The organism is Thermosporothrix hazakensis, from assembly GCF_003253565.1.
GTDB classification, from domain to species: domain Bacteria; phylum Chloroflexota; class Ktedonobacteria; order Ktedonobacterales; family Ktedonobacteraceae; genus Thermosporothrix; species Thermosporothrix hazakensis.
The window spans coordinates 17,175-41,194 of sequence record NZ_QKUF01000031.1 but is presented as its reverse complement, the minus strand read 5'-3'; the positions used below and the strand labels follow the sequence as shown (position 1 = coordinate 41,194).

Below are 24,020 nucleotides of genomic sequence, written 5' to 3'. Positions count from 1 at the left end.
AGGCATCGGTTCAGGAGAAGTAATCTCTAGCAAGCTCTATAGCATGTCCTGTTATACTCGATATAGACATAGGCAATCACCATAGCATGGTTGCTTCCGACTCATAGTTTCATGTAGGAATTGCCAGCATGGCATAAACTACAAAAGGAGGAACGACTGTGGGAATGTTACGGGTGATGTCAAGACGTGGTGACGACCGTCTGACATGGGATGAACAAAAGGCTCTGGTAAAAGACCCCGAAGCCCTGGCCGCAGTTCGAGAAGCAGAGCGCATCTTTGAGCAAGAGCGTAGCAAAGGCGCAACTGCATTCCGTATTGAAACAGGCAAACCGGCACAGCGTATCGACAAATTTGATGCTACTGCTGAACAAATCATAATGGTTCCGCGTGTCGTCGGAGGATAGATCCTTTTCCTTGCCTTACGACTTGCGCTGAGCTCTCGGTGTCTTCGGCTCATCTCGCTCCGCCCTGACAGATTACTCCATATCTGCACAGAGGTTACAGCCTCTCTAAAAGCAGAAGGGGGAGCGCTCCATTCTCCCGAAAAAGGGGTACAAGACAACACTGTATCTTTCATCAAAACACGAGAGGGTATGGAGCGCCTTCCCGAAGTGCCAGGGCGCACACAGACGTGTTTGTCATTGGAGAAAGCAGGGTCTCCCCGTTCCCGGGCATTGAAAGCACCGGGCAACTCGCTCTGTCGGTTTATGCAATCAGGTCAGGGGGTAAGGGCGCACAAAAGAGCGTCCTTATTCCTCCTCATCTTCATCCTCAGAACCACGCAGTTCAATACGTGCGATCTTCTGATGACCATTCTGTTTCGCGCATGAGTGCGGCCCATCCCCGAGTGGAGCTTTGCAGTAAGGACAGGTTGGCCGCCCTGCCTCCATTAACAGATTGACCTCATTGGCCAGGGCAAGGGCATCTTGTGGCAAAAAGTGAAAGACAATAGCATCATCCTCACGAATAATCACTTCCGGCTGCTCGTCCTCATTCAGTGCGATCTCAAGCGGAGTCAGCAGCAACAGGAAGGTATCATCCTGCTCATCATAATTGAGCTTGATTTGGCCGATATGAAATTCATAGGTAGGCAGCGTCGGGAAATCGTCGGGCATTCCACTGGGTTCAGGAAGCCCCCCGGGACGCGCTTCAAGCCGAAGCACCTCCCCTTCAATCACAATTTTCAACACTTCATCTAGCGTCTGCGCCAGCGTTCGCAGATACTCTTTCTCCATCCAGACGACAGCTGTAGCGTACTCGCTTCGTGCGAACAGCCGAAAGCGCCTCTGACCAGGAGCGCCTACTGCATCCGCTCCTAAAAGATTGACACGACCAAGATCAGTACTCATTACACACCTCTTATTCCAGGAATCTCACTCCTCACGAGTGGGAAGATTTGCCGTCTCTTCTGTATACCAACGAGCAGGCAAGCTCAGGATGTACAATCGCCTCATACACGTTTAACAAACTGGAATGTTGACAAAATAGCCCTGCTTCTTTCCGCGGCCCTATACTCGCTTTCATGGCGTCATCGGCCTCGGCCACAAAAGCGGCCAGCCACCTGGCGCGTACACGTCACCAGGCGGCTACGATGGGTACCACACCTTAATAGCCACGATTGGGATCATACACATTTTGCAATGGTTGACCGGCAGTGTAGCGTGCCAGATTTTCAGCGAAGAGATCGGCCAGCCGCTTTTCATAGTGGATATTCTCTCCAGCAATATGCGGCGTAATGATGACATTGGGCAGGGAAAACAACGGACTTTCCGCGGAGAGCGGTTCTTCTGCAACAACGTCCAGCCCGGCACCAGCAATCCAGCCTTCTTGAAGAGCCTGAATTAGTTTTGGCTCATCGATCACCTGTCCCCGCGCAACATTCACAAGATAGGCATTTCGTTTCATTGCTCGTAGCTCGGCTTCTCCTATCATGCGCTCGGTCGCGGACGTCAGCGGAACCGCAATCACGATGTAATCGCAGTGTGCAAGCATTGCCAGCAGATCCGAGGCTGGATAGAGTAAATCAACATCGGGATCTTTGTCTCCTGGCTGCGCCGAACGCCGCGTCCCCACCACATTCATGCCGAATGCTCTTCCCAGTTGTGCCACTCGTCGTCCAATATGGCCCAGACCGATGACTCCGAGCGTCTGTCCGGCCAGTTCCCGCCCTTGCAGCCGATACCAGCTTGCACTACGCGGCCAGATATGGCGATCCTGTAAACGAACCATTTCAGGCCAGGAGCGATTGAACATGAGCATGCTTCCAAACACATATTCACCGATACTGGCCGCATGGATACCAACCGCGGTTGTAACCAGCACACCGCTATCAGGAGCAAGAATACCGGTATGTTGCAGATTATCAATACCTGCTCCCGTTGCCTGAAGCCAGCGCAGCTTGGGCGCCAGCTGACGCCAGTTGTCTGGCACCCAGTATGAGCAGAGAATCTCTGCATCATGGAGCTGAGCCAGAAACGCATCAGGATCAGTGACACACAGGACAGGCTCTCCAACGATTTGCTGAAAGCGCTGTACCGAAGCTGTGGCAAACGGAAATGTACTGATAATAGTCATAGAACGTACGCTCCTCCATCACTGGTAACGACAACACAAGAGAGGATCCCGCAAACGCCTGTAGAAGAGGATCACGCGGGAGATTGACCACTCCTGAGCGGACAGTGGCCCGGCCTCAAGAACTGGTCTGTCAAATAATGCCAGGCATAAAACACTTGCACACAAAAAGAACCATCTTCTCCTATTTTACACCGAAGATGACGTAACAGCTTGGCAGCACTTGTCTGGCATCAGACTGAAAGCCCTGTTACAGATCGGTCATCTCGCGTCAAAGGCCCCTTCTCCCTGCTATAGAGACAGGAGAGCAAGGAGGTCCCATCCTTCAATAACAGTAGCAGACGTCACGTGCTTTGATCTACCAGCACGCACACATAGTACACTCATCATGGAGAGCGGGCGGACTCATACAGAGGGTCGGGTCAGGAAGGGGGAGAACAGAGTGATATTGCAGACTATACGAAAAACCGAACGTAAGTTACACGTGTGAAAGAGAGAAGGGGAGAGCAAGGACAGAGAAGGATCGAGGGCATAAAGAGAAAAAGGCCGTTCTTTTTGAAGGTAAAAAGAGAAAAAGAGAAGAAAAAGAGAAGCAGGAAGCAGAGAGAAAAGCCAGACAGGCAAAAGCAAGGCGACAGATAGGAGAATACACGATCATGTATCTACTGTTGCATTTATTTAACTCGCTGTGCTATAATCCGAGTGGCTAAAATGGTGGGTACAATGTGAAGTAAAACAGACAGGGTAAACCAGGATGAAGCAAGAGCCGCCCTCTGTTTGGGGACCGTTAGTGTTAGTCGGTCAATTAGGCTTCACTATCGCCATTCCCATTGCGTTGTTAGCATTACTTGGATACTGGGTTGATGGCAGGTTCCATACCGCGCCATTATTTATACTGCTCGGGCTGCTGCTTGGCCTGATCTCAGGGATCTTCGGAGCATACCGTTTATTGAAGACTGCGGGTATTTTCCGATCCTACGAAAAGAAGAAGGATCGTTAACGATACTATGAACAAGAGACAAGATTTCAAGAACGGAAGCCGCCTGTTCATCATTGGGATTCTGCAAGCAGTACCCCCACGCATAATGGAGGACGTCGCGTGCAGCTCTGGAAACTTCCTCATTTTCAATTAGCGCCAGAAGAAATTTTTCATCTCGGGCCTATTCCTGTAACCAACACACTTCTCTGTACTATACTGGGAATTGTAATCATACTCGTGTTATTCTTCTTTGCTGGTCGGCGCAAAGAGATGGTCCCCCGTGGCCTGCAAAACGTCGCGGAGTGGGCGCTTGAGTCTCTCATGAGTCTCGTTGAGAGCATTGCCGGCAAAAGATGGGCGAAAAAATTCTTCCCCCTGGTTGCCACTCTCTTCATATTTATCTTTGTCTCGAACCTGGTCGACATTCTGCCGGGTGTTGACTCGATCGGCACCATTCACGGCGCAGTCAAAGCAGGCGAGCAGATGGGTCCGTTCCTGTTCGGTGACTCATCCAACAAGATCATACCCTGGCTTCGCCCCGCGACGACAGACCTGAATCTGACGCTTGCGATGGCGCTGGTCACGGTTCTCACCGCGCAGGTTTTCGGTTTCTACGCACTGGGTGCGAAAGAGCACATCTTCAAGTACATCAACTTGCCAGCGCTGAAGCAGGGTCCTGTCGGGTTTATTACCTTCCTTGCCACCTTGCTGGAAATCGTACAGGAATTCAGCCGCATTCTGTCGCTCTCCCTGCGACTCTTTGGTAACATCTTCGCAGGTAGCGTCGTGCTGGCGGTTTTTGCCTTCCTGCTTCCAGCCCTTGTGAATATCATCTTCATTCCCTTCGAGATGCTGGTTGCATTCGTGCAGGCATTCGTGTTCTCGCTGCTGACGCTGGTGTATCTCCAGTTGGCAGTGACCAGCCATAGTCACGAAGAGCATGGAGAAGAGCACAGTGTTGAAGGGCAGGCAGTAGCGACACACTAAGACCCATCAAGCCACGGGAACAGGCATTACCCGCCTGTTTCCACCAATCCTTGTGACACTTTTGTCATGCTACTCGCGACATCACGTTGCGATTGCATAAATGAATTCATTTAATTACGAAACAACAGGCTTTGTCCTTAAGGAGGATTTTTCAAATGGATCTCAAACCACTCGCAGCAGCTATCGCAATTGCAGTCGGCGCACTTGGCCCTGGTCTTGGTATTGGTATCGCAGCCGGACAGGCATTCAGCGGTGTTACCCGCAACCCTGAATCCGCCCCTGTGGTTTTCCCTCAGCTGATCCTGGGTCTGGCCTTCGCAGAAGCTATCGCTATTTATGCTCTGGTCGTTGCCCTGATGATCCTGTTCATCTAGTCCAGGTGCTATCTGAACATTGCCAATTGCAAGCGCGAAGAGACACAGCACTCCGTATGGAGCATCTCTAGAACAGGAGGCAACATACGTGAGGCTGCGTCTCAACGCGCGTAACAGTTAACTATCTGGACGCCAGGAGAAAAAAGCATGCAAACACTGTTGCATACAATGGTTATCGCTGAAGAATCGAGCGGTGGCGTCAGTGCGCTTGGCATTAACACATGGTTCTTCGTTTCACAGCTGATCAGCTTTCTTGTTGTTCTGGTCATCCTCTGGAAGTGGGGCTTCCCGATGATTCAGAAAACAATGGAGAAGCGCCAGCAGATTATTCGTGAAGGGCTTGAGAACGCAGAGAGAGCCAAGCGAGATCTACAAGAGGCACAGGCTCGCGCAGACCAGGTTCTGCAAGATGCACGCCGCCAGGCCCAGGAAACGATTGAAAAAGCGGCCCGCGACGCACAGCAACAGGCAAACCGCATTATTGAAGACGCGCAGGCTCGCGCCAAGCAGGTTGAGCAGCAGCAACTGGCCCGCATTCAGCAGGAGAGCAACCGCGCTCTGGCCGATATTAACCGCTACGTTGTCAACCTGTCAATTGAGGCAGCCAGCAAAGTCATCGGCAAATCGGTTGATTCAAAAGACAACCGCCGCCTGATTGAAGATTTTGTCGTCGCCGCCGACAAAACGAGGAATAACTGATGTTAAAAGGAGCGATTGCACGGCGCTACGCCGAGGCCATCTTCAACCTTGCGCGCAAGCAAAATACGCTTGATCGCACCCTGGAGGATGTAAAAGGGATCGCTCAGCTATTCTCAGGGCGCAAGCTGTCCTATCTCTTGCGAGAGCCAAAGGTACCGGCCAAACGAAAAGAGAGTGCCTTGCGTGAGGCTCTGGCCTCTCATGTGTTACCAACATCACTCAATCTTGCCCTGCTTGTGGTACAGCGTGAACTGGTTGAAGTGATGCCCAACATTGCTGCCGAGCTGGAACAGCTTCTACTGAACTACCGGAATCAGGCAGTAGCAGAGGTCACAACCGCAATGCCGATGGACGACGAGCAGCGCACCATCGTTCAGCGAGCCCTGGAAAAGACAACAGGCAAATCCATCATTTTGCAGACTCGGGTCGATCCGAGCATCCTGGGTGGAGTGGTTGCACGCGTGGGAGATCAGCTCATAGACGGCAGCGTTCGCAACCGCCTGCATATTTTGCAGCAGCAGTTGCTGAACAAGGCCGATACTATCAAGCCTGACTTTCAGTCGAGGGAGGAACTAGCCGTTTAGCCTTAGATGCAACGGCTCTCCCCCCTTTTCAAAAGCAACATTCTGTTTCATCCACTCAGTCGCGAAAACGCTCAACTTTTGACCCCGGATAAACGCATCCACACCCCGTTGTGGAGCAGCAAGACTGTATTACAAAAAGAACCACTAGGATAAAACTAGGAGGACAACGATGGCATCTTGGGCTGATGAAATCAGTGCCATCATTGAGAAAAACATTGCAGGGTTCGGAACCGAGACCTCGACCGCAAGCGTCGGCACCGTTATCGCAGTGCAGGACGGTATTGCGCGTGTCTACGGCCTGCAAGATGTGAAGTATCTGGAACTGGTAGAATTTCCGCGTACAGGCTTGTACGGCCTCGCCTTCAACCTGGAAGAAGAAACCGTAAGCTGCCCGATCCTGGGCGATTTTACCGAGATCCGAGAGGATGACGAAGTTCGTACGACCGGACGTATTATTGAGGTCCCCGTTGGTGACGAGCTTCTCGGGCGTGTCGTCAACCCACTCGGTCAGCCAATTGACGACCGCGGTCCAATCAACACCACCAAAACGCGCCCGGTTGAGCGTGTCGCTCCCGGCGTTATCACCCGTCAGTCGGTCGATACCCCGGTTCAGACTGGTATCAAAGCGATTGACAGCGTTATCCCTATCGGTCGTGGTCAGCGCGAGCTTATCATTGGTGACCGTCAGACCGGTAAAACCGCGATCGCGATCGACACGATTCTGAACCAGAAGGGGAAGAATCTTATCTGTATCTATGTTGCTATCGGTCAGAAGAACTCCTCCATCGCTCGTATCCGCTCGATTCTGGAAGAGCATGGCGCAATGGAGTACACTGTCATCGTGGCCGCAGGCGCTGCCGATCCCGCTCCGTTGAAGTACCTCGCCCCCTACGCAGGCTGCGCAATGGGTGAAGAGTTCATGGAGAGCGGACGCGATGCTCTGATCGTCTATGATGACCTGACCAAGCACGCAGAAGCGTATCGTAACATCTCTCTTATCATCCGCCGCCCGCCGGGCCGCGAAGCATTCCCTGGTGACGTGTTCTACCTGCACTCCCGCCTGTTGGAGCGCGCTGCACGCCTGAACAAAGATTACGGTGGTGGCTCGCTGACCGCGCTGCCAATCATCGAGACGAAGGCAAACGACATCTCGGCCTACATCCCGACGAACGTCATCTCAATTACTGATGGTCAGATCTTCCTGGAAACCGACCTCTTCAACTCGGGCCAGCGCCCCGCTATCAACACCGGTATCTCGGTTTCGCGTGTGGGTAGCTCCGCTCAGACTCGCGCAATGAAGCAGGTCGCAGGTACGTTGCGTCTTGACCTGTCGCAGTTCCGTGAACTGGCTGCATTCGCACAGTTCGCTCAGGACCTTGATAAAGCCACCAAAGCTCGTATCGAGCGCGGCCGCCGCGTCAACGAAATCCTGAAGCAGCCGCAGTACAGCCCGGTTCCGGTTGAGCATCAGGTTATGATTATCTTCGCCGCCACCAATGGCTATCTCGACGATGTGCCTCTGGAGCTGGTCGGTGAATGGGAAGCCGGTCTCTATCGCTTCATGGACGCAAGTCACCGGGATATCCTCAATGAGATGGTTGAGAAGTCTGTGAACGGCAAAGAGAAGATGTCGGACGATCTTCTCAAGAGAATACGTACCGCTATCGAAGAGTACAAACAGACAGCAGCACCGCGCCAGGAGGCTTAATTATGCCATCAACCCGTGAAATACGGCGGCGTATACGGTCTGTGTCTAACACGGCGCAGATTACGAAGGCTATGCAGATGGTAGCCAGCAGTAAGATGCGCCGCGCGCAGGATCGGGTACAATATTCCCGTCCTTATGCCGAGCAGATCCGCGGCCTGGTCTCGCGTCTGGCAAGCGTGACCGACACCGAGGAACTGGGCGAAGAAGTTGAGTTGCTCAAGCAGCGTCCGGTCCGCAAGGTCGGCTATCTGGTCATTTCGCCTGATCGCGGTCTCTGCGGCGCGCTACCCGGCAATATCAACAGAAAACTGGCGAACAGCGCACTGGAAGAGCAGCGCCGACTGGAAAGCAACGGCATCACCCCGAACATCGAATATATCGCTGTCGGGCGTAAGAGCCGCGATTTCCTTGTGCGCACGCAGCAGCAACTTATTGCGGAGTTTACCAATCTCGGTGATCGTCCGGGTATGAATGATGCCAGCGCCATCGCACAGGTCGCAGTGGACGCCTTTATCAAGGGCGATGTTGACGTTGTCTATCTGGCCTATCCAAAGTTCGTCAACACCGTCACCCAGGTTCCCACTGTGGAACAGCTTCTCCCGGTTCAGCCGCCAACAGGAGAAGCAGACACAAAAGAGGCTCTGGATTATATCTATGAGCCAGACGCAAAAGAGATTTTCAAGGCGCTGCTCCCTCGTTACGTCGATGTGCAGGTCTATCAAGCACTGCTCGAAACCATTGCAAGCTTCTATTCAGCACAAATGGTAGCGATGAAAAACGCAACCGACAGTGCAAAAGAACTGATTCAGGACCTGACCTTGACCTATAACAAGGCTCGCCAGAGCGCGATCACGACGCAGATTCTCGAAGTGGTCTCTGGTGCAGAAGCCCTGGGATAAGCAATTAACACGTCGTTTCATAGAAAACAGAGAGAACAACGAGAGGCATTTGCAATACGAACTGCCTCGATGATGGAGAGATACATACTATGACGCAAGCACCAACCCGTACGAAGGGTAAAGTCGTGCAGGTTCTGGGGGCAGTTGTAGACGTCGAATTCCCCACAGATAAACTGCCTGAAATTTACAACGAACTTCGCGTCCGCCCTGCCGGTGCTGATGAAGACCTCTCTTTGGAGGTGGAACAGCACCTCGGCAATAACTGGGTCCGCTGCGTTGCTATGGGTCCTACAGATGGCTTGCAGCGTGGCGTTGAGGTCGAAGATACCGGCGCACCGATCTCTGTTCCAGTCGGCCCTCAGACGCTCGGTCGTATCTTCAACGTCCTTGGTCAACCGGTAGACAACAAGCCGGCCGTCGAGGGCACCGAGCGCTGGCCTATTCACCGCCCGGCTCCTGACCTGGAAGAACAGGCTTCTACTGTTGAGATCCTGGAAACCGGTATTAAGGTTATTGACCTCGTCTGCCCCTTTGTAAAAGGTGGTAAGATCGGCGCGTTCGGCGGTGCCGGTGTGGGCAAGACCGTTACCATTCAAGAGCTCATCAACAACATCGCAAAAGGTCACGGCGGTTACTCCGTGTTCGCTGGCGTCGGTGAGCGCACCCGCGAAGGAAATGACCTCTACCATGAAATGGAAGAGAGTGGCGTTATTGACCGTCTGGCAATGGTCTTCGGTCAGATGAACGAGCCTCCTGGCTCCCGCCTGCGCGTGGCGCTGACCGGTCTGACGATCGCTGAATACTTCCGCGATGTCGAGGGCCGTGACGTGCTACTCTTTATCGACAACATCTTCCGTTTCACTCAGGCCGGTGCTGAGGTGTCCGCGCTGCTGGGTCGAATGCCGTCCGCCGTGGGATATCAGCCAAACCTGGCTGAGGAAATGGGTGAGTTGCAGGAACGCATCACGTCGACGAAGAAGGGTTCTGTTACCTCGATGCAGGCCGTGTACGTCCCCGCTGACGACTACACTGACCCCGCACCGGCAACGACCTTCGCGCACCTTGACTCAACGCTTGTGCTTGACCGCGGTATCTTCGAACAGGGTATCTACCCTGCGATCGACCCGCTGGCCTCGACCAGCCGCATTCTGGACCCGCAGGTTGTCGGTGAAGAGCACTACAATGTGGCCCGTGGCGTACAGCGCGTCCTTCAGCGCTATAAGGACCTTCAGGACATCATTGCCATCCTGGGTATCGACGAACTGTCCGATGATGACAAACTGATCGTGGCCCGCGCTCGTAAGCTTCAGCGCTTCTTCGCACAGCCGTTCGCTGTCGCTGAGGTGTTTACTGGCCGCCCTGGTAAGTACGTTTCTCTGAAGGATACCGTTACCGGCTTTAAAGAGATTCTCGAAGGAAAATATGACCATATTCCTGAGCACCACTTCTATATGAAGGGGAACATCTCAGAGGTCGTCGCTTCCTACGAGGAAGAGAAGGAATAAGAGAAAATGGCAAGTAGGGCTCCAGAAAAGACCCTGCATGTCGAAGTGGTGACCGCAGAGCGTGAGCTGTACAACGGCGAAGCGACGCAGGTTCAGGCCCCAGGCGCAGATGGGCAGCTAGGCATTCTTCCAGGCCATGCCGCTCTGCTGACCTTCCTGACTCCTGGCATGCTCCGCATTGAGCTTGGCGACGCAGAAGCTCCGCTCTTCGTTTCTGGTGGCTTCCTGGAAGTAGCCAATAACCGCGTCACCATCCTGGCCGATGCCGCCGAACATGCGGAAGAAATCGACCGGGCACGAGCGGAGGAAGCCCGTCAGCGTGCACAGCAGCGTCTGGCAGAGGCCTCAAACGCGGAGGAGCGGGCCGAGTATCAGGCAGCCCTTGAGCGGGCAGTTTCTCGCCTGCATGTACTCGAATTCGCACGCCGCCGCACACGCCGCCGCCTCGATGTGCAAGGTGTCCACGACTAAAGCGACCTGTTCTGAACAGGCAAGGCAAAAAAGAACCCCCGGCATTGCCGGGGGTCATTGTTTTTCTGTCTCTTGCTGCGTTACGCCTAGAAACCGCTACTCCCTGAATCACCACCACCACCGAAGTCCCCTCCGCCAAAGTCTCCACCACCAAAGTCACTGTCAAAGCCGCTGCTCCCTACGTCTCCGCCGAAACCACTGTCACCGCCATAATCACTGTCAAAGCCGCTGCTCCCTACGTCTTCGCCGAAGCCTCCATCATTGTTATGGGCCTGGTTTTCACCCGCGTGACGTCCAAGCTCATAGCCAAGCAGTCCACCGGCAGCGGCACCCAGACCGCCAGCCGCCCAGGGATTCATTCCGCCACGCCGTCGGTCATAATCGGGACCATAGTTCGGGCCATAATTTGGCGGATAAGGCTGCCCATACTGGTTATAGGGCTGCTCACCATATGGCGGAGGAGGTGTCGGGCGCGGCCCACGATTGAAGAGATTGCCAAAGCCGCCAAAGCCACCGCCAGGTCTGTTTTTGCGGGAGCGGATAATACCAAAGATGCCCAGCCCCAGAAGAACCAGCAAACCAATACAACACCAGGTGCCAAAGCCACCGCCACGGCTGATGCTCCCGAGCGGTCCACCACTGGAAGCACTGCTCAATGACTCAAGGGCGGCTGCGGCTGCATCAGAGAAACTTCCACCGCTCTGCTTCTTGTCAGTAAATGCTTTGGCAGCGGCTGAGTAATCGCTACCATTGAGTTTCACGTCAGAGCCACCCGAGATCGCAACTCGACCGCCCCCACTGCCCAGACGCAGCGTAATCGCCATCACAATCTGATTTTTGCTCTTGACGCTCGCTTTCGTCTTCTGCTCAAAGGCGCGCTGATCGCCGTTAAAGCCAGACATCGTATAGATAGTGACAGGATACTCAAGCGACTGGGCCGCGTTTTGAATGCGCCCGCGATCCTGCAATATTCCGGCTCTATCCTCGATATTCACGCTGGCAGCCAGAGTACTTGTTGTCGTAAACAGTACCAGCAGACACGCCGCCAGGAGCGCCAGGATGCCTTGTCCCCCTCGCTTCTTGATAAAAGAGGTGCTCCGTTCTCTCTGCTTCATAACCGTCCTTCTTTATACTTCATGCACTCATTCTGTTGATTGGTATTACACTCTTTTACAGCACAAACTCTCTACTGTACTTTTTATGTGAACACCTTCCAGGGCCTCTCACCTATGTACAACGGGAGCAAGCACAGGAAATCAAATGGCGCGCCGCTCCCTTTACTTTGTATACCTCTGATCCTTGCTTTTTATACGATGAAATACCATGCGAAGTTGAAAGAAACCCCGATCAAAAAGGACAAGCAAAAAGAGCCGCTGCTTTAGCGACTCTTTTTCTTGTCTTCCTCGCCCGTCATCATGCGGTGTACCTCACCGGGCTGTGGACGCTGCGTTACCTCGCGGAAGTCTCCACCGATATCGGTACCACGCGGATCTTTCCCGGTCTCGCTCGCCGATTCATCCCCAAGTTTTCTGGCAATCTCTTTGTTCTTCAAATCAATGTGCGCAGGCCCTCCTACCTGCTCAGTTCCTTGCCGCTTCGACACACGCCGTAAGCCAATGATCTGTACAATCAGGACTATCCCCAAAATCACGAGGATAAAACCTAACCAGACAGGTAGCCAATCAGATGAAGTGAACCAGGACATACTTTTCACCCCCATTTATCGACAAAACAAACATTGTTCCGCTTCTTCTCGCATCATCACGCATATCAGAAACACGATAGACAACCCGGTTCGGATACAGATCAGGGTTTTGCGTGCTACAATAAAGAGACACTGCATTGTGTCTTGAGGCAACATCCATCACTCTTCTGATTTCTTCTCGTATCCTGCTTTTCTTCAAGATGCAGGAAATACATTTGCTGTTTTGGGATTGAATATTATGAGCACTTTTCATAGCGGGCAACGCCCGTTCGTTCTGATTATTATGGATGGTTGGGGCATCAACCCTCGTAAAGAAGGGAACGCTATCGCGCTTGCTCGTACCCCCAATCTGGATACCATTGCGCGTGAGTGGCCTCACACGGCGGTCAAAACGTCCGGCGAGGCCGTTGGTTTGCCTCCCGGCCAGATGGGAAACTCCGAGGTCGGTCACCAGAATATCGGCGCCGGAAAGCGCGTTCTACAGGACTACACCCGCGTCAGTGAGTCCATCCGCGACGGCAGCTTCTTCCATAACCCCGCCTTTATGAGGGCTATCGAGCATGTCAAGAAGAATAACTCGCAGCTCCACATCTGCGGCCTGCTTGGCAATGGCGGTGTTCATGCCCATGAAAGCCATCTGGAGGCTCTGCTTCAGCTTGCCGAGAAGCACGATCTTGAACGTGTGTATATTCACTCCTTTACCGATGGTCGCGACTCTTCGCCCACTGGTGGCATCGAGTTTATGAAGCGCCTGGAAACACGCGCCCGCGAGATCAACCCGCAACACCCGGCCCGCGTCGCTACCGTTACCGGTCGCTACTACGCAATGGACCGCGATAACCGATGGGATCGGACCGGACGTACCTACTTCGCGATGACCCGCGGCGAAGGCTTGCAGGCTGATTCTGCCATGGCAGCAATCCAGCAGTCCTATGATAAAAACATCACTGATGAGTTCATTGAACCGACCGTGATTATGGAGAATGGTCATCCAGTCGCGATGGTTCAGCCCGGCGATGCCGTCATTCACTACAACTTCCGGCCCGATCGCGCTCGTCAGCTCACAAAGGCCTTTGTGCTTCCCGAGATGTCACCGCAGGCGGTCGAAAAGTTCCCGCGCGGTCCTCGCATGGAAGATCTTGTGTTTGTGATGATGACCGAGTATGAGCCCGGCCTTGATGCAGAGGTGGCGTTCCGTGCTGATGAGGTCGAGATGCCGATTGCACGCGTGATCTCTGAGCAAGGCATGCGCCAGTTCCATACCGCCGAGACCGAGAAATACGCCCATGTGACCTATTTTATCAATGGCCGGCGTGAAACACCGTTCACGGGTGAAGATCGCGAAATCGTTCCCTCACCAAAGGTTCCGACCTATGACCTGCAACCGGAAATGAGCGCCGAAGGAGTCACAAAAACAGCGATTGAGCATATCCGCACCGGGGATTACAGCTTTATCGTGATGAACTATGCGAACGCCGATATGGTCGGACATACAGGTGTGATTGAGGCCGCAATGAAAGCCTGTGAGGCCGTTGACAAAGGAGTCGGGCAGGTTGTGGAGACAACGCTTCAAATGGGCGGAAACATCCTGATTACAGCCGACCACGGCAACGCAGAACAGCTTATTGAGTATGATACCGGCAAGCCGTTTACGGCCCATACCACCAACCCGGTACCACTCTATCTTGTTTCGCCTCAACTGGCTCACGCCAAACTGCGCACTGATGGCATTCTGGCAGATGTTGCCCCCACCATCCTGCAAATCATGGGCATACAACAGCCAAAGGATATGAGCGGCCGTTCGCTGCTGCTTTCCTGACGCTCAGGCAGCCTGTAGGGGCCTTCAAGCAACTATTGCATTCCCCTACAGGTTTTTTTCATACTCCCAATCGAGACAGCTATGCTACACCCTTTTCCATAGAAGATGCTTCTACGAAAAGAAGAGTTATTTGAGCATTCCTTACAGCGAACTATGCTCTGAGGATAGTTACAGCGAACTATGCTCTGAGGATAGTTTTCGCAGGAAAAGTACAAGAGTTATCCACTTATTCTGTGGATAACTCTGTATAATTGTGGATAACTGTGCAGCCAACCGCTTAGCCAAGCCGCTCCAGCGATGTGCTCGGCACAACAACTGGTGTACCATCTTCAAGCATGATACGCATGGCACGCGTCCTTATACCTGAAGGAAATTCCTGATCATAGGAGAAAATATAGTCGATCACGCCCGTTGCTCCCATATATTCACCGCTATTGATACGCACATAGGCACCGATTGCCAGCGTAAGATCAGGGTGGACAGGCGTCCAGTGTTCCTGTTTGTTGTAGGGCAGGGAGATAAGCAACTCTGGCACCAGATGCAGCCGCGTGGAAGTCAGCCCGGAGAGCAGGACCGGTGCCCCCTGATAGCTGCTCAGCAAGTTCGCGATGCGAGCAGGCATGGAGAACTCGCCCACACCCTCGGTAAACATCAGGGTTAAACGGGGAAGATGCGCGGTAATTCGCTCAATCTGCTCGGAAGCCAACAATTGTAAGAGGTCAACCCGTAAAAATCCTTCTAGATCGCGCAGGGTGATGCTGCCGGCAATCACACCGGCCACCCCTGCCTCACTGGCCTGACGCAACTGGGAAAAGGTGAGCGGGCCGGGTATCACCAGAATGGTACCGGGCTTCTGCGGTGTGATGCGCCCATTATGCCAGAGGGTGAGCGAGCCACACACCTGATAGCCTACCCCGAGCTTTCCCTGAATCACGGTCGCCCTGCTCTCGATCACCACTCCACCACGCCGGGTCAACTCTGTCACCCGTCCCCATAATCCCGAGAAGGCCAGCTCCGCCTGCGGAATAGCCCGGAGTGCCGGATTTGACGCCGAAGACAAAGAGAGCCGAGAACGAGATGTTCTCGACTCCTGATATGGTTGTACTTCCTGAAAGCGTACCTGCTCAACACGAATCACAGGTTGCTCGGGAAGGACATTTTGTCCGGGTCGTACCAGGGGAATAACAGACCGATAGCTGTTCCCACCGGGCCAGCGCTCCCTTTTTATCATCATTTGTGGAATAACAGACCAACCTAGTGGATAGCTCACAGCGTGGCCTCCTCCCTGTTAGCCTCCTAATGCCTGCATCCATTGAGTGAGGCGCGCCTGCCTCTCAAGCTCATTCGTTGGCAAGACCAGAGGCCGTCCCCGGGCGTCAATAATCAAGCCAACAAGCCCGCCATCAATCTCCTCAGCTACCCGGGCGCGTTCGCCGGGACCAAGCCCGACATCAACCCCGGGAGCAGGATAGAGCGTTAATAGCGCCTGCTCGTTCATTCCCAGTGGAATGACTTCCATTGAGCCAGCCATCACGTCAACATCCAGTTGTCGCCCATTACTATACTCAACCCCGACACGTACTGCCAGCTCACCCGGTTTCAAGTCACCAAAAGGAATAACACAGGCCCCCAGACGATGCGTGACAGCGTCGTTCTCATTGACCTGAACCGCTGTCAGAGGAGCGACCGCCGCCACCGCGCCAAGCTGAGGAATCAGCATGGTGCGATCCAGCACCAGCGATGTGACTCCCTTTGGCTGTAAAGCATCCAGAATCATCATCGCCGCCTGTGAGAACTTGGGCACATGGGCAAGCACGCCGCCAGTTGCCAGAATCAGATCTGAATCTGGCCACAAGCCGCTTGTCTTCTTCGCCTCCTCCATTGTCAGGATCATCGCCTCGCGCGCAAACGCCTGCATAATCTGTAAATCGCGAATGCTGGTCGGAACACTCTCTGCATGGGTCATATGCTGTAACGCGAACTGGCGAATCTCTTCCTCAGAAATAGTAAAGGGAAGCCAGCGGGCCACACGTTGCCAGCCAACTTTCTGTAAAATGGCGCTAATAGAGGATCCCACGCCAATGCCCGCATTGACAACAGGAATAAATTCGCCCTGCTCTCCAGCAATCATCACAGTCGTTGTTGCACCACCAACGTCAATCGCGGTTACATTCATAGAGTAATGCTGTGCGAGGAAGCGTATCAGACTACTCAATGAGGTCGCTGTTGCCACTGGTGGCGTCTCGGTCCATGCAACCAGACTGGTATAACCAGGCAGGCGCTGAATGATTTTCTGCTCATGCAGCTGACCGACAGCCATACTCATTGAGGCAAGTTGAGCCTGAGAGGTCAGGGGCTCTGCTCTGGTGAAATCGGCTGCGCCCGCCAGTAAGCGATGACTTGCCTCAACATATTGAGGCGCACCAGCATAGATGACTGAATACGGCGCAGAAGTGAGGGCGGGATTCTGCTGTTTGAGCTCTCGCGCGGAAACAGCCAGAAGCTGGCACGCTTCCTGGAGCGCATGCGGTCCTGCGGGTCCCTGTGCCATGCCAACAATTAATGCTCCCTGTGGATGCAGCTCACGCAACCGGGAAACCTGGCGCTCCCACTCCTGAGCAATACGCTCGCGTGACCAGGCTTGCTGTGGGTTTGCGGTCTGGGAAGAAGCTCTTGCAGCCTGGAAAGAGGGGGAAGGAAGCGGGTATATTTCAGCATAGAGTCCTGAGACAGCCTGATCAACCAGCTTCTCAAGCGTCTCATCGACCCCGCCCAAAACCAGGAGACGTAAGGAGCCTCCTGCGCTTATTGTTGCAATAAATACATCAACACCATCGCCATTAGGCTGCTCGGGAGTAAGGACCTGCTTCTCATTCACGAAACGGCGTCCGGTGATATGCTCGATGGAATGAATTGCCTGGATTACTCCCTGTAAGATATCTTCTTGTGGTGGAGTCACCGTCGTTGGCGCTTCTCCACGCGCCATTAAGCGATATTGGCCCTCCACCAGCCCAAATAGCGAGACCTTGGTAAATACGGAACCTACATCGGCAACCAGGAGCGAACCAGCATTCGCCGTATTCTGCCCCTGGTTCTGGTCATATGCAGGCCCCTGTTCTCCCTCTGAAAAGGGTTGTGTAAACATCTCCGGTCGTTCTCTCCTCTGAAGTTAGCGGAAGAAATGTATCAAGCAGTTTGTTGTCTGACAGAGACGCCTGCTTTCAGCTCTTACTTGTTTACCCGGAACAAGTCCAGGATTGCCTGGAAAATGCCACGCTTCGCCGGTTTCTGTTCAGCAGGCACACCATAGGCCGGAGCAGGCGGCATGCCTTGCTGCTGCATCATCGGGTTCTGTCCCATCTGTGGTAACGCGCCAGAAGCAGGCTGCTGTTGTTGCATATAGGGCCCCTGCGCTGAATAGCCCCCCCCATAGCCAGGCTGATTGTCGCCGGGTGTATTGGGAATCCCGTTGAGAGATCCGGGTTGCTGCGGTGCATTCATTATACCAGATGGCATCCCCTGCATAGGTTGCATCATGCCATGCTGAGACAGAGCAGACTGCTGTGGCACAGGAGAATCAGGCACACCCAACGACGTATTCGGTGCCATCATCGGTGGCGACTGCGGCTGCTGTGGCTGTGATTGCGGAAGATTGGGCGCAACAGATGCCACTCCAAGCATAGAAGCAAAAACATTCGCAGCCACTTCTGTTCCTTCGGAAGCCGCTACCTCGCTCTTCGGGCGGCTTGGAACGCGCATACTGGCAGTATTTGAGTGAAAGACCCCGGAACGATACTGGTTGTTGCCTCCCTGCTGCTCCTGGCCTCCCTCACGTAGCCAGGTGGGTAGCGAGCTCTCATCGATTAAGGATGACGCTACCAGATTCCCGCCCTCAGACGGAATGTTCTGTGCTCCCCCTGGCGTTGCTGGCACAGCAGACGGGGCCTGAAAAACGCCACTGTTCGGAGCTGGCATCGTTGAATTCTGCTGTCCGCTTTCCTGCATCCAGCTCGGCAACGCGTTTTCGTCGAGCAGAGACGAAGCGGCAATTCCTGGCTGTACAGGCTGCTCCACGCCTCCGGCAGGTGATGGATCTTCTTGTTTCATCCAGGAAGGCAGAGACTGCGAGTCAAGTAGATCCTGCGCAGACAACAACTGACCGGGTTTCGGCGGCTGGAAAGCTGCTGGCGGCTGCTGTGGCTGCGCTTGTTGCGTGCCCGGGAACATCGTATTTGCCGGCGGCTGCATCACTGGCGGTTGTTGTTGTGGCTGCCGCCTGTTGGGTTGCGCAGGCTGAGCAGCAGCGGGCTGCGCCGGTGTTCCAATATTTTTGAGCCAATCAGGCAGGGCCTCGGGCTCAACCAGGCTGGACGCATCAATACCTGATTGCGGGATCTCACCAGAAGACTGCTGATCCTTCATCCAGGAAGGCAAAGATTTTTCATCAATGAGCGAGCTAGCGGAAATTGATTTCTTGCTCTCATCGGTAGCAGGAGTGGCGAAAGAAGCAGGACTCACAGCGGCCTGAGGGCCAGAGAGACTCTGATCATTCTCCATGCCAGCAGGGCGCATCCAGGGCGGCAATGCGCCTTCCTCTACCAGATCAGCGGCAGGAAACGCATTAGGACTGCGTGGAGGGGTCGCAGGCCGTTCGTTTGCTCTCAACGATTCCAGCCAGGGCGGCAATCCCGGTTGACCCTGTTGGGCCGGGGGACTCATCTGTGCTTGCTCATTTCCAACTCTGCCGGAAAGAGGTGCGCCGCATGATTGGCACCTCCCTGTAGTAGCAGGCGTTAACTTCCCACAGCGGTTACACGTAATCACTATTGCTCCTCACTTTCGCCAGGTCTCGCTTTCTTTGGCAGTGTATCACTCTTCTCGGCACGTGACAATGACAGCAATTTACAAAAAGAGACATGCTGATATGATACAATACACACCATATACATTCCAAAAAGTACTACACCAGGAGATACCCATGCCAGAGCAACTGTCGGGCAAAAGTGGGATAACAAAACAGCCGCCATTTACATTATATTTGACGCTTCCACTTCCACCGAGCATTAACGAGCAATACGCTACTGTAAATGGGTACCGCGTCAGCACGCAGATAGCTCGTCGCTTCAAACAGAATGTCCGGGCTGCACTACGCACACTGGAGCAGCAAGGGTACCTGACAGATTGGCTCCGCAAGCAGTTTCAGGCTAGCTACCTGGCACTTTTTCTCGATTTCTATTTTGAGACCCCATTCAAGCGGGATCTCGACGGAGGGCTTAAAATCACCCTGGACGCGCTTTGTGAAGGGCTCGGGGTAAATGACAATAGGGTAGTGAATATTCATCTTATGAAACATATTGACCCGCTTCACCCCCATCTCTATCTTGAAATGGAGGCGCTCACAGATTGGCAATTCGATAAACAGTACGTTCTTCTTACTTAGTCTTTGATGCTTGTCAGCCCTTCGCGCCTTCACTAAGATAGAACTGATAAAGATGGCTTTCTGTAACAGATGCAGCAGCCGATTTTATACATAGTACTACGAAATTGATACCTCCTTACTGTACAGCTACGTCCTGAATCAGGTGACAATTATAATGACGAAAGAACACAGAAAACGGCTACTTTTCGGCCTTTTTTTGAGTAGCGGCATAGGCCTCCTGGCTTATAAACGTCGCTCGCTTAGTCGCGGCGGAGTGGCAGGAGCAACGATTACCGGCACCGCCACCGTTGGTGCGGGCGGCTGGCCCTGGGGCTTTGCGCTGATCTTCTTCTTTGTTTCTTCCACTTTGCTCTCGCATTTCCGGGTACAGGACAAAGAACGAACCGCCGCGGACAAGTTTAGCAAAGGCTCTCAGCGCGATCTTGCACAGGTCGCGGCCAATGGTGGAGTTGCCACCGGGCTCGCACTGGCGCATGGGCTGGCTCGCTCATCAACCACAAAAGAGCTGCTACATGCTGGCTATCTGGGGGCACTGGCAACTGCGACTGCCGATACCTGGGCGACCGAGCTAGGAGTGTTAAGTCCTCATCCTCCCCGTCTGCTGACAACCGGTGAGATCACCGCTCCGGGCACATCAGGAGGCATCACCCCGCTTGGCACTGCGGCAGCAGCAAGCGGCGCCCTCAGCCTCGGCCTGTTCTCCTTGCTACTCTCCCTGAAGCAAAAGGGGGCACAATATTTCCCATTCCTGACATTGCTCAGTGGTTTCGCAGGCAGCATGATCGATAGTGTGCTTGGCGCGACCGTTCAGGCCATGTACTACTGCTCCACCTGTCAGCAGGAGACCGAACAGCCCATTCATCGGTGTGGCACTCACACTCGCCCGCTTCGTGGCTACTCCTGGTGCGATAATGATGTTGTGAACTTTCTTGCCACGTTGTGTGGTAGTCTGATTGCAGCAGGAGCTTACGGTCTCTCTGTCATCTTAGCAAGAAAAGAAAGGTGAGGAAATAGAAATAGCTATGCGCCTTCTCTTCCGTCTTCTCTCAAAAAACTGGCATCCTGGACGGGCTGCCGTCGCGGGCCTGCTCGCCACGCTGGTGTACAGTGCCGCAATGGAAGGCGATACAGTCCTGATCGGGAATCGCTTCAATGATGTTCGCTTTATTGAGGGTATAATTGGCGGGACACAGCGAACGAAGAAGAGCCTTGTGCTCGCCTGGCTCATCCATTTACTGAACGGGGTCGCGCTCGCCGAGCTCTACGCAGCAATTGGCAAGCGGTTTCTTCCTGGCCCCGATTGGCTCAAAGGCTCTATCTTCGGTGAGGCCTTTATTACCGCTGCCTGGGTCCTGACCCCGCTGGCGGACAAGTACCATCCCCTGATTCAAAATGGCGAGATGCCCCCTCTGGCAAACTGGCGCTCTTTTGGTCAGAACCTGCTGCGGCACCTTGCCTATGGTCTGACACTTGGCCTGCTCTATCGTGACAGGGCATAAAAAAAGGGGAAGCGATACTGAACGCTTCCCCCCTTTTCAGGAAAAGTAAACGCAGATCTATATACACAGCGCCTCAGACAATATGGCGTACCCACTGGCTGATAAGCGGAAGCCGATAATCTGGATGCATCCAGGCCATGACCATCAACCAGCCCCAGAGAATAGCGCCGACCCACCAGAGAATATTCAACAACAACCCAAGCCCAAAATCGGTCAGGATGTGCAACACTGGTAACCAGCCAAGCATTCCCTTGAGCATTGATATGCCAAACATGACGATCGAAAGGGCTCCAAAAACAATAATGGATTGCAGTCCGTGCCAGCGCACATTACGATTCTTCTCAAAGAGGAAGAAGAAAAGACCCGAGAACGGCCCAAAGAGATAAGCAAGCACTCGTTCAAGCCGCTCATCCAGTCCGAGAGATGTCATCTTTTGCATCATGGAAATGCCTCACATTTTCAAACCTGGAACATTTTCGCCAGTCTGCTAACATATACGGAGAAGGCTCATGTGTTGTTGCACGATGACAGGACCATCGGGATAGGGGTGTTCGCCAACTGTTCTGATACATGGCTTGTTGTCGGGATAGGAAATTTGCCGTATAATTGGTAACAACCTGGGAATAGTCTGTACAACTGGCTTGGTAAAACTATTATTTCTTGCGGAGGCTGAACCCTTCATGGATGGTTTTTTGATTGCTGATATCTTCGGTTTTCTCATTTCCCTGCCTATCGCGCTGTTCCTCGCCTTCTGGCTCAGTGCAGTGCGTAAAAAAGCGGCTGTTGTAGGCGGTGCATTTGTTGCCGGCCTGATTGGCTTTCTCATTATTCTCTTGCTGACTGATACACACATCTTCGCGAATCCGCTGATCAACACCGATCCGCTGGCCGTTTTCTTTAGCTCGGTCTTCTTCTGTTCAATTCTCGGTCTTGTTGGTGGTATCCTGACAGATCTGCTGCTTGGCGGAAAACGAAACAACAATTATTCAGCGGCCCATTAAAGTAGATACATATGTTTTATCTCCTTCACGGTGACGATGAGTTCACTCTGAGAGAACACCTGAAAACGCTGAAAAAGCAGGGCGACTTTGGCTATAACCAGGATATCTTTGATGGCTCCTCAACCGAGCTGCAAAAGATTATCGTGGCAAGCGATACCATGCCTTTTCTCTCGGAACAGCGCCTTATTGTTGTTGAGGGACTTCCTAAGAAGAAAGGCAGAGGCACCGCTGAAGCAGACGCATCGGGAAAGGCGACCAAAGGGAAACGGAGCAAGAAAAGCAAGGGCGGTGCAATGACCCGTGCAGCCTATGAGAAAGCTCTTGCAGAATATATCGCTCAGTTGCCCGACTATACCGTGCTGATCTTGCTAGCGGATGAGACCCTTGAAGCCTCTCATCCGCTGGTCAAAGCAGGCGAGAAATACGGTAAGGTTCTGCAATGTACCCTTCCCAAAGGGAACGCGCTGGAAAGCTGGATCAAGCAGCGAGCAAAGAGCGTTGGCGTCTCGATTACCCCCGATGCAGTCTCGTTACTGGCAAACTTTATCGGAAATCAGCTTCGTCTGCTTGCCAACGAAATCGACAAACTGGCAACCTATGTCGGTGATAACGGAACCATCACTGTCAGCGAGATCGAGAAGCTCTCCGCTCAGGTCCAGGAGGCAAAAGTTTTCGACCTCACCGATGCGCTGGCACGTCGCAACCGCAAGCAGGCCTTAAATATCCTGCATGATCTGCTCTCGGATGGAGAGCCGCCAATCAAGCTGATCAGCCTTATCATCTCACAGGTACGCTCATTGTTGCTGGTGAAGGAGCTGGCACATAAGGGAATGCGAGACGGACAAATTGCCTCAACGCTCGGCATGGCTCCCTTTATCGCGAAAAAGACCCTCGGTCAGGTCAATAACTTTACACCTCAACAGCTTGAAAACACCTACCGCAAGTTACTGGAAACAGATGCAGCGCTCAAACGCAGTCGCCTGACACCTGAAATGGCTCTGGATATGTTGATTCTGAGCTTTGGTGTGTGACTATTCTCCTCTCTCCCTCTGAAAGCCACAAACCAGTATGCTACAATGAGGAAGGATCAGACGAAAATCTGTCCTAACACCTGGCACTCTGGTGCTATGAAGAGAGAAAAAGGGGGAACCTGGATTATGGCCGATATTGAGCGGCTACACAACATCATCGGTTTCCTGGAAACAATCGATCAATTTAAAACGCGCTATCGTGCCGCTTACCTGACAAACAGTGACCGACACGAGAATGACGCCGAACATACATGGCATATGGCAATGTTTGCCCTCCTGCTCCATCAGGAGCTGTCCACGCCGGTTGACCTCGAACATACCCTCAAGCTTATTTTGACGCACGATCTGGTCGAAATCTACGCAGGCGATACCTTCGCGCACGACGCGGAGGGGCATCGTGATAAGCAGGCCAGAGAGGAGGCAGCAGCTCATACTCTCTTTTCCCGGGTTCCTGAAGATATCGGGGAAGAGCTCTATCAATGGTGGCGCGAATTTGAGGAAGGGCAAACGCCAGAAGCACAGTTCGCTCGGGCAATGGATCGGCTTCAGGCCTTTGCGCAGAACATTTTTGCCCGGGGGCGTCTCTGGCAAGAACGGCAGGTCAGCGAAACAACCAGCCGTGCCTATAACGAGCCAGTGATGCAGTTTGATCCCGCCATTGCCAGCGCTTATGAACTGCTCTACCGTCGCGCCCGCGCAGAACGGCTCTGGCCTGAAATCGAATAGTAGCGATGTTTCCGCGTCTCCG

25 protein-coding genes are annotated in these 24,020 nt (G+C 53.4%); 17 read left to right on the top strand and 8 right to left on the bottom strand.

What is annotated here, in order from left to right:
* The first annotated feature begins 164 nt into the window (after positions 1-164).
* The gene (locus EI42_RS26370) at positions 165-404 is read left to right on the top strand and encodes a hypothetical protein (RefSeq protein ID WP_246046411.1); all 240 of its coding nucleotides are present in this window, start codon (positions 165-167) and stop codon (positions 402-404) included.
* A 345-nt stretch (positions 405-749) separates the two neighbouring features.
* Here EI42_RS26370 and EI42_RS26365 read toward each other — a convergent pair whose 3' ends face one another.
* Together EI42_RS26365 and EI42_RS26360 are read right to left on the bottom strand one after the other, a co-directional pair.
* Positions 750-1,349: a DUF3090 family protein gene (locus tag EI42_RS26365; RefSeq protein WP_111325630.1), complete on the bottom strand. Its 600-nt coding sequence runs from the start codon at positions 1,347-1,349 to the stop codon at positions 750-752.
* Positions 1,350-1,605: 256 nt separating this feature from the next.
* On the bottom strand, positions 1,606-2,574 hold the full coding sequence (locus tag EI42_RS26360) for a D-2-hydroxyacid dehydrogenase (protein ID WP_111325629.1): 969 nt from the start codon (positions 2,572-2,574) through the stop codon (positions 1,606-1,608).
* A gap of 787 nt (positions 2,575-3,361) precedes the next feature.
* Here EI42_RS26360 and EI42_RS26355 point away from each other — a divergent pair.
* The 9 genes from EI42_RS26355 to EI42_RS26315 all read left to right on the top strand — a co-directional run bounded on the left by EI42_RS26355 (position 3,362) and on the right by EI42_RS26315 (position 10,777).
* Entirely contained in the window at positions 3,362-3,571 is a 210-nt protein-coding gene (locus tag EI42_RS26355) for an AtpZ/AtpI family protein (protein ID WP_170142927.1), read from the top strand.
* Positions 3,572-3,670: 99 nt separating this feature from the next.
* Positions 3,671-4,537 carry a F0F1 ATP synthase subunit A gene (atpB, locus tag EI42_RS26350; protein WP_111325627.1) on the top strand — a complete coding sequence of 289 codons (867 nt, stop codon included), beginning with the start codon at positions 3,671-3,673 and terminating at the stop codon, positions 4,535-4,537.
* 155 nt (positions 4,538-4,692) lie between these two features.
* Positions 4,693-4,911, top strand: a complete 219-nt coding sequence (gene atpE, locus EI42_RS26345; protein ID WP_111325626.1) for an ATP synthase F0 subunit C — start codon at positions 4,693-4,695, stop codon at positions 4,909-4,911.
* A gap of 147 nt (positions 4,912-5,058) precedes the next feature.
* Entirely contained in the window at positions 5,059-5,610 is a 552-nt protein-coding gene (atpF, locus tag EI42_RS26340) for a F0F1 ATP synthase subunit B (RefSeq protein ID WP_111325625.1), read from the top strand.
* Positions 5,610-6,194 carry an ATP synthase F1 subunit delta gene (gene atpH / locus EI42_RS26335; RefSeq protein ID WP_111325624.1) on the top strand — a complete coding sequence of 195 codons (585 nt, stop codon included), beginning with the start codon at positions 5,610-5,612 and terminating at the stop codon, positions 6,192-6,194. Before atpF ends, atpH begins: the two co-directional genes overlap by 1 nt.
* A 169-nt stretch (positions 6,195-6,363) precedes the next feature.
* Entirely contained in the window at positions 6,364-7,902 is a 1,539-nt protein-coding gene (gene atpA, locus EI42_RS26330) for a F0F1 ATP synthase subunit alpha (protein WP_111325623.1), read from the top strand.
* A 2-nt stretch (positions 7,903-7,904) separates the two neighbouring features.
* Positions 7,905-8,801: an ATP synthase F1 subunit gamma gene (gene atpG, locus EI42_RS26325; protein ID WP_111325622.1), complete on the top strand. Its 897-nt coding sequence runs from the start codon at positions 7,905-7,907 to the stop codon at positions 8,799-8,801.
* Positions 8,802-8,890: 89 nt separating this feature from the next.
* Positions 8,891-10,306 (top strand): F0F1 ATP synthase subunit beta, encoded by a 1,416-nt coding sequence (atpD, locus tag EI42_RS26320; RefSeq protein WP_111325621.1) that lies wholly within the window; start codon positions 8,891-8,893, stop codon positions 10,304-10,306.
* Positions 10,307-10,312: 6 nt separating this feature from the next.
* A complete protein-coding gene (locus EI42_RS26315; protein ID WP_111325620.1) occupies positions 10,313-10,777 on the top strand; it encodes a F0F1 ATP synthase subunit epsilon in 465 nt (154 codons plus the stop codon).
* Positions 10,778-10,863: 86 nt separating this feature from the next.
* Here the strand turns inward: EI42_RS26315 and EI42_RS26310 are convergent, their stop codons facing one another.
* Complete coding sequence (locus tag EI42_RS26310; protein ID WP_111325619.1) at positions 10,864-11,892, bottom strand: hypothetical protein; 1,029 nt, start codon at positions 11,890-11,892, stop codon at positions 10,864-10,866.
* Between the two features lie 263 nt (positions 11,893-12,155).
* A complete protein-coding gene (locus EI42_RS26305; protein ID WP_137686177.1) occupies positions 12,156-12,482 on the bottom strand; it encodes a hypothetical protein in 327 nt (108 codons plus the stop codon).
* Between the two features lie 238 nt (positions 12,483-12,720).
* Between EI42_RS26305 and gpmI the strand changes: the two genes are divergently transcribed.
* Complete coding sequence (gene gpmI / locus EI42_RS26300) at positions 12,721-14,301, top strand: 2,3-bisphosphoglycerate-independent phosphoglycerate mutase (RefSeq protein ID WP_111325617.1); 1,581 nt, start codon at positions 12,721-12,723, stop codon at positions 14,299-14,301.
* A gap of 277 nt (positions 14,302-14,578) precedes the next feature.
* On the opposite strand, the gene EI42_RS26295 is transcribed toward gpmI, so the two are convergent.
* From EI42_RS26295 to EI42_RS26285, 3 genes are all read right to left on the bottom strand, one after another.
* Complete coding sequence (locus tag EI42_RS26295) at positions 14,579-15,571, bottom strand: hypothetical protein (RefSeq protein ID WP_111325616.1); 993 nt, start codon at positions 15,569-15,571, stop codon at positions 14,579-14,581.
* A gap of 18 nt (positions 15,572-15,589) precedes the next feature.
* Positions 15,590-17,446, bottom strand: a complete 1,857-nt coding sequence (locus EI42_RS26290) for a glutamate mutase L (RefSeq protein ID WP_111325615.1) — start codon at positions 17,444-17,446, stop codon at positions 15,590-15,592.
* 83 nt (positions 17,447-17,529) lie between these two features.
* Positions 17,530-19,020 (bottom strand): hypothetical protein, encoded by a 1,491-nt coding sequence (locus EI42_RS26285; protein ID WP_111325614.1) that lies wholly within the window; start codon positions 19,018-19,020, stop codon positions 17,530-17,532.
* Between the two features lie 259 nt (positions 19,021-19,279).
* Here EI42_RS26285 and EI42_RS26280 point away from each other — a divergent pair, with 259 nt between their 5' ends.
* The 3 genes from EI42_RS26280 to EI42_RS26270 all read left to right on the top strand — a co-directional run bounded on the left by EI42_RS26280 (position 19,280) and on the right by EI42_RS26270 (position 21,240).
* On the top strand, positions 19,280-19,741 hold the full coding sequence (locus EI42_RS26280; RefSeq protein WP_246046347.1) for a RusA family crossover junction endodeoxyribonuclease: 462 nt from the start codon (positions 19,280-19,282) through the stop codon (positions 19,739-19,741).
* Between the two features lie 196 nt (positions 19,742-19,937).
* A complete protein-coding gene (locus EI42_RS26275; RefSeq protein ID WP_211326351.1) occupies positions 19,938-20,747 on the top strand; it encodes a DUF92 domain-containing protein in 810 nt (269 codons plus the stop codon).
* A 16-nt stretch (positions 20,748-20,763) separates the two neighbouring features.
* Entirely contained in the window at positions 20,764-21,240 is a 477-nt protein-coding gene (locus EI42_RS26270; RefSeq protein ID WP_111325612.1) for a DUF6789 family protein, read from the top strand.
* Between the two features lie 73 nt (positions 21,241-21,313).
* On the opposite strand, the gene EI42_RS26265 is transcribed toward EI42_RS26270, so the two are convergent.
* A complete protein-coding gene (locus EI42_RS26265; RefSeq protein WP_170142926.1) occupies positions 21,314-21,670 on the bottom strand; it encodes a DUF4870 domain-containing protein in 357 nt (118 codons plus the stop codon).
* 250 nt (positions 21,671-21,920) lie between these two features.
* Between EI42_RS26265 and EI42_RS26260 the strand changes: the two genes are divergently transcribed.
* The 3 genes from EI42_RS26260 to EI42_RS26250 all read left to right on the top strand — a co-directional run bounded on the left by EI42_RS26260 (position 21,921) and on the right by EI42_RS26250 (position 23,998).
* Positions 21,921-22,241, top strand: a complete 321-nt coding sequence (locus EI42_RS26260; RefSeq protein WP_111325610.1) for a PTS sucrose transporter subunit IIBC — start codon at positions 21,921-21,923, stop codon at positions 22,239-22,241.
* An 11-nt stretch (positions 22,242-22,252) separates the two neighbouring features.
* Positions 22,253-23,272: a DNA polymerase III subunit delta gene (gene holA / locus EI42_RS26255; RefSeq protein ID WP_111325609.1), complete on the top strand. Its 1,020-nt coding sequence runs from the start codon at positions 22,253-22,255 to the stop codon at positions 23,270-23,272.
* Positions 23,273-23,398: 126 nt separating this feature from the next.
* Complete coding sequence (locus EI42_RS26250) at positions 23,399-23,998, top strand: HD domain-containing protein (RefSeq protein WP_170142925.1); 600 nt, start codon at positions 23,399-23,401, stop codon at positions 23,996-23,998.
* Positions 23,999-24,020: the final 22 nt, after the last annotated feature.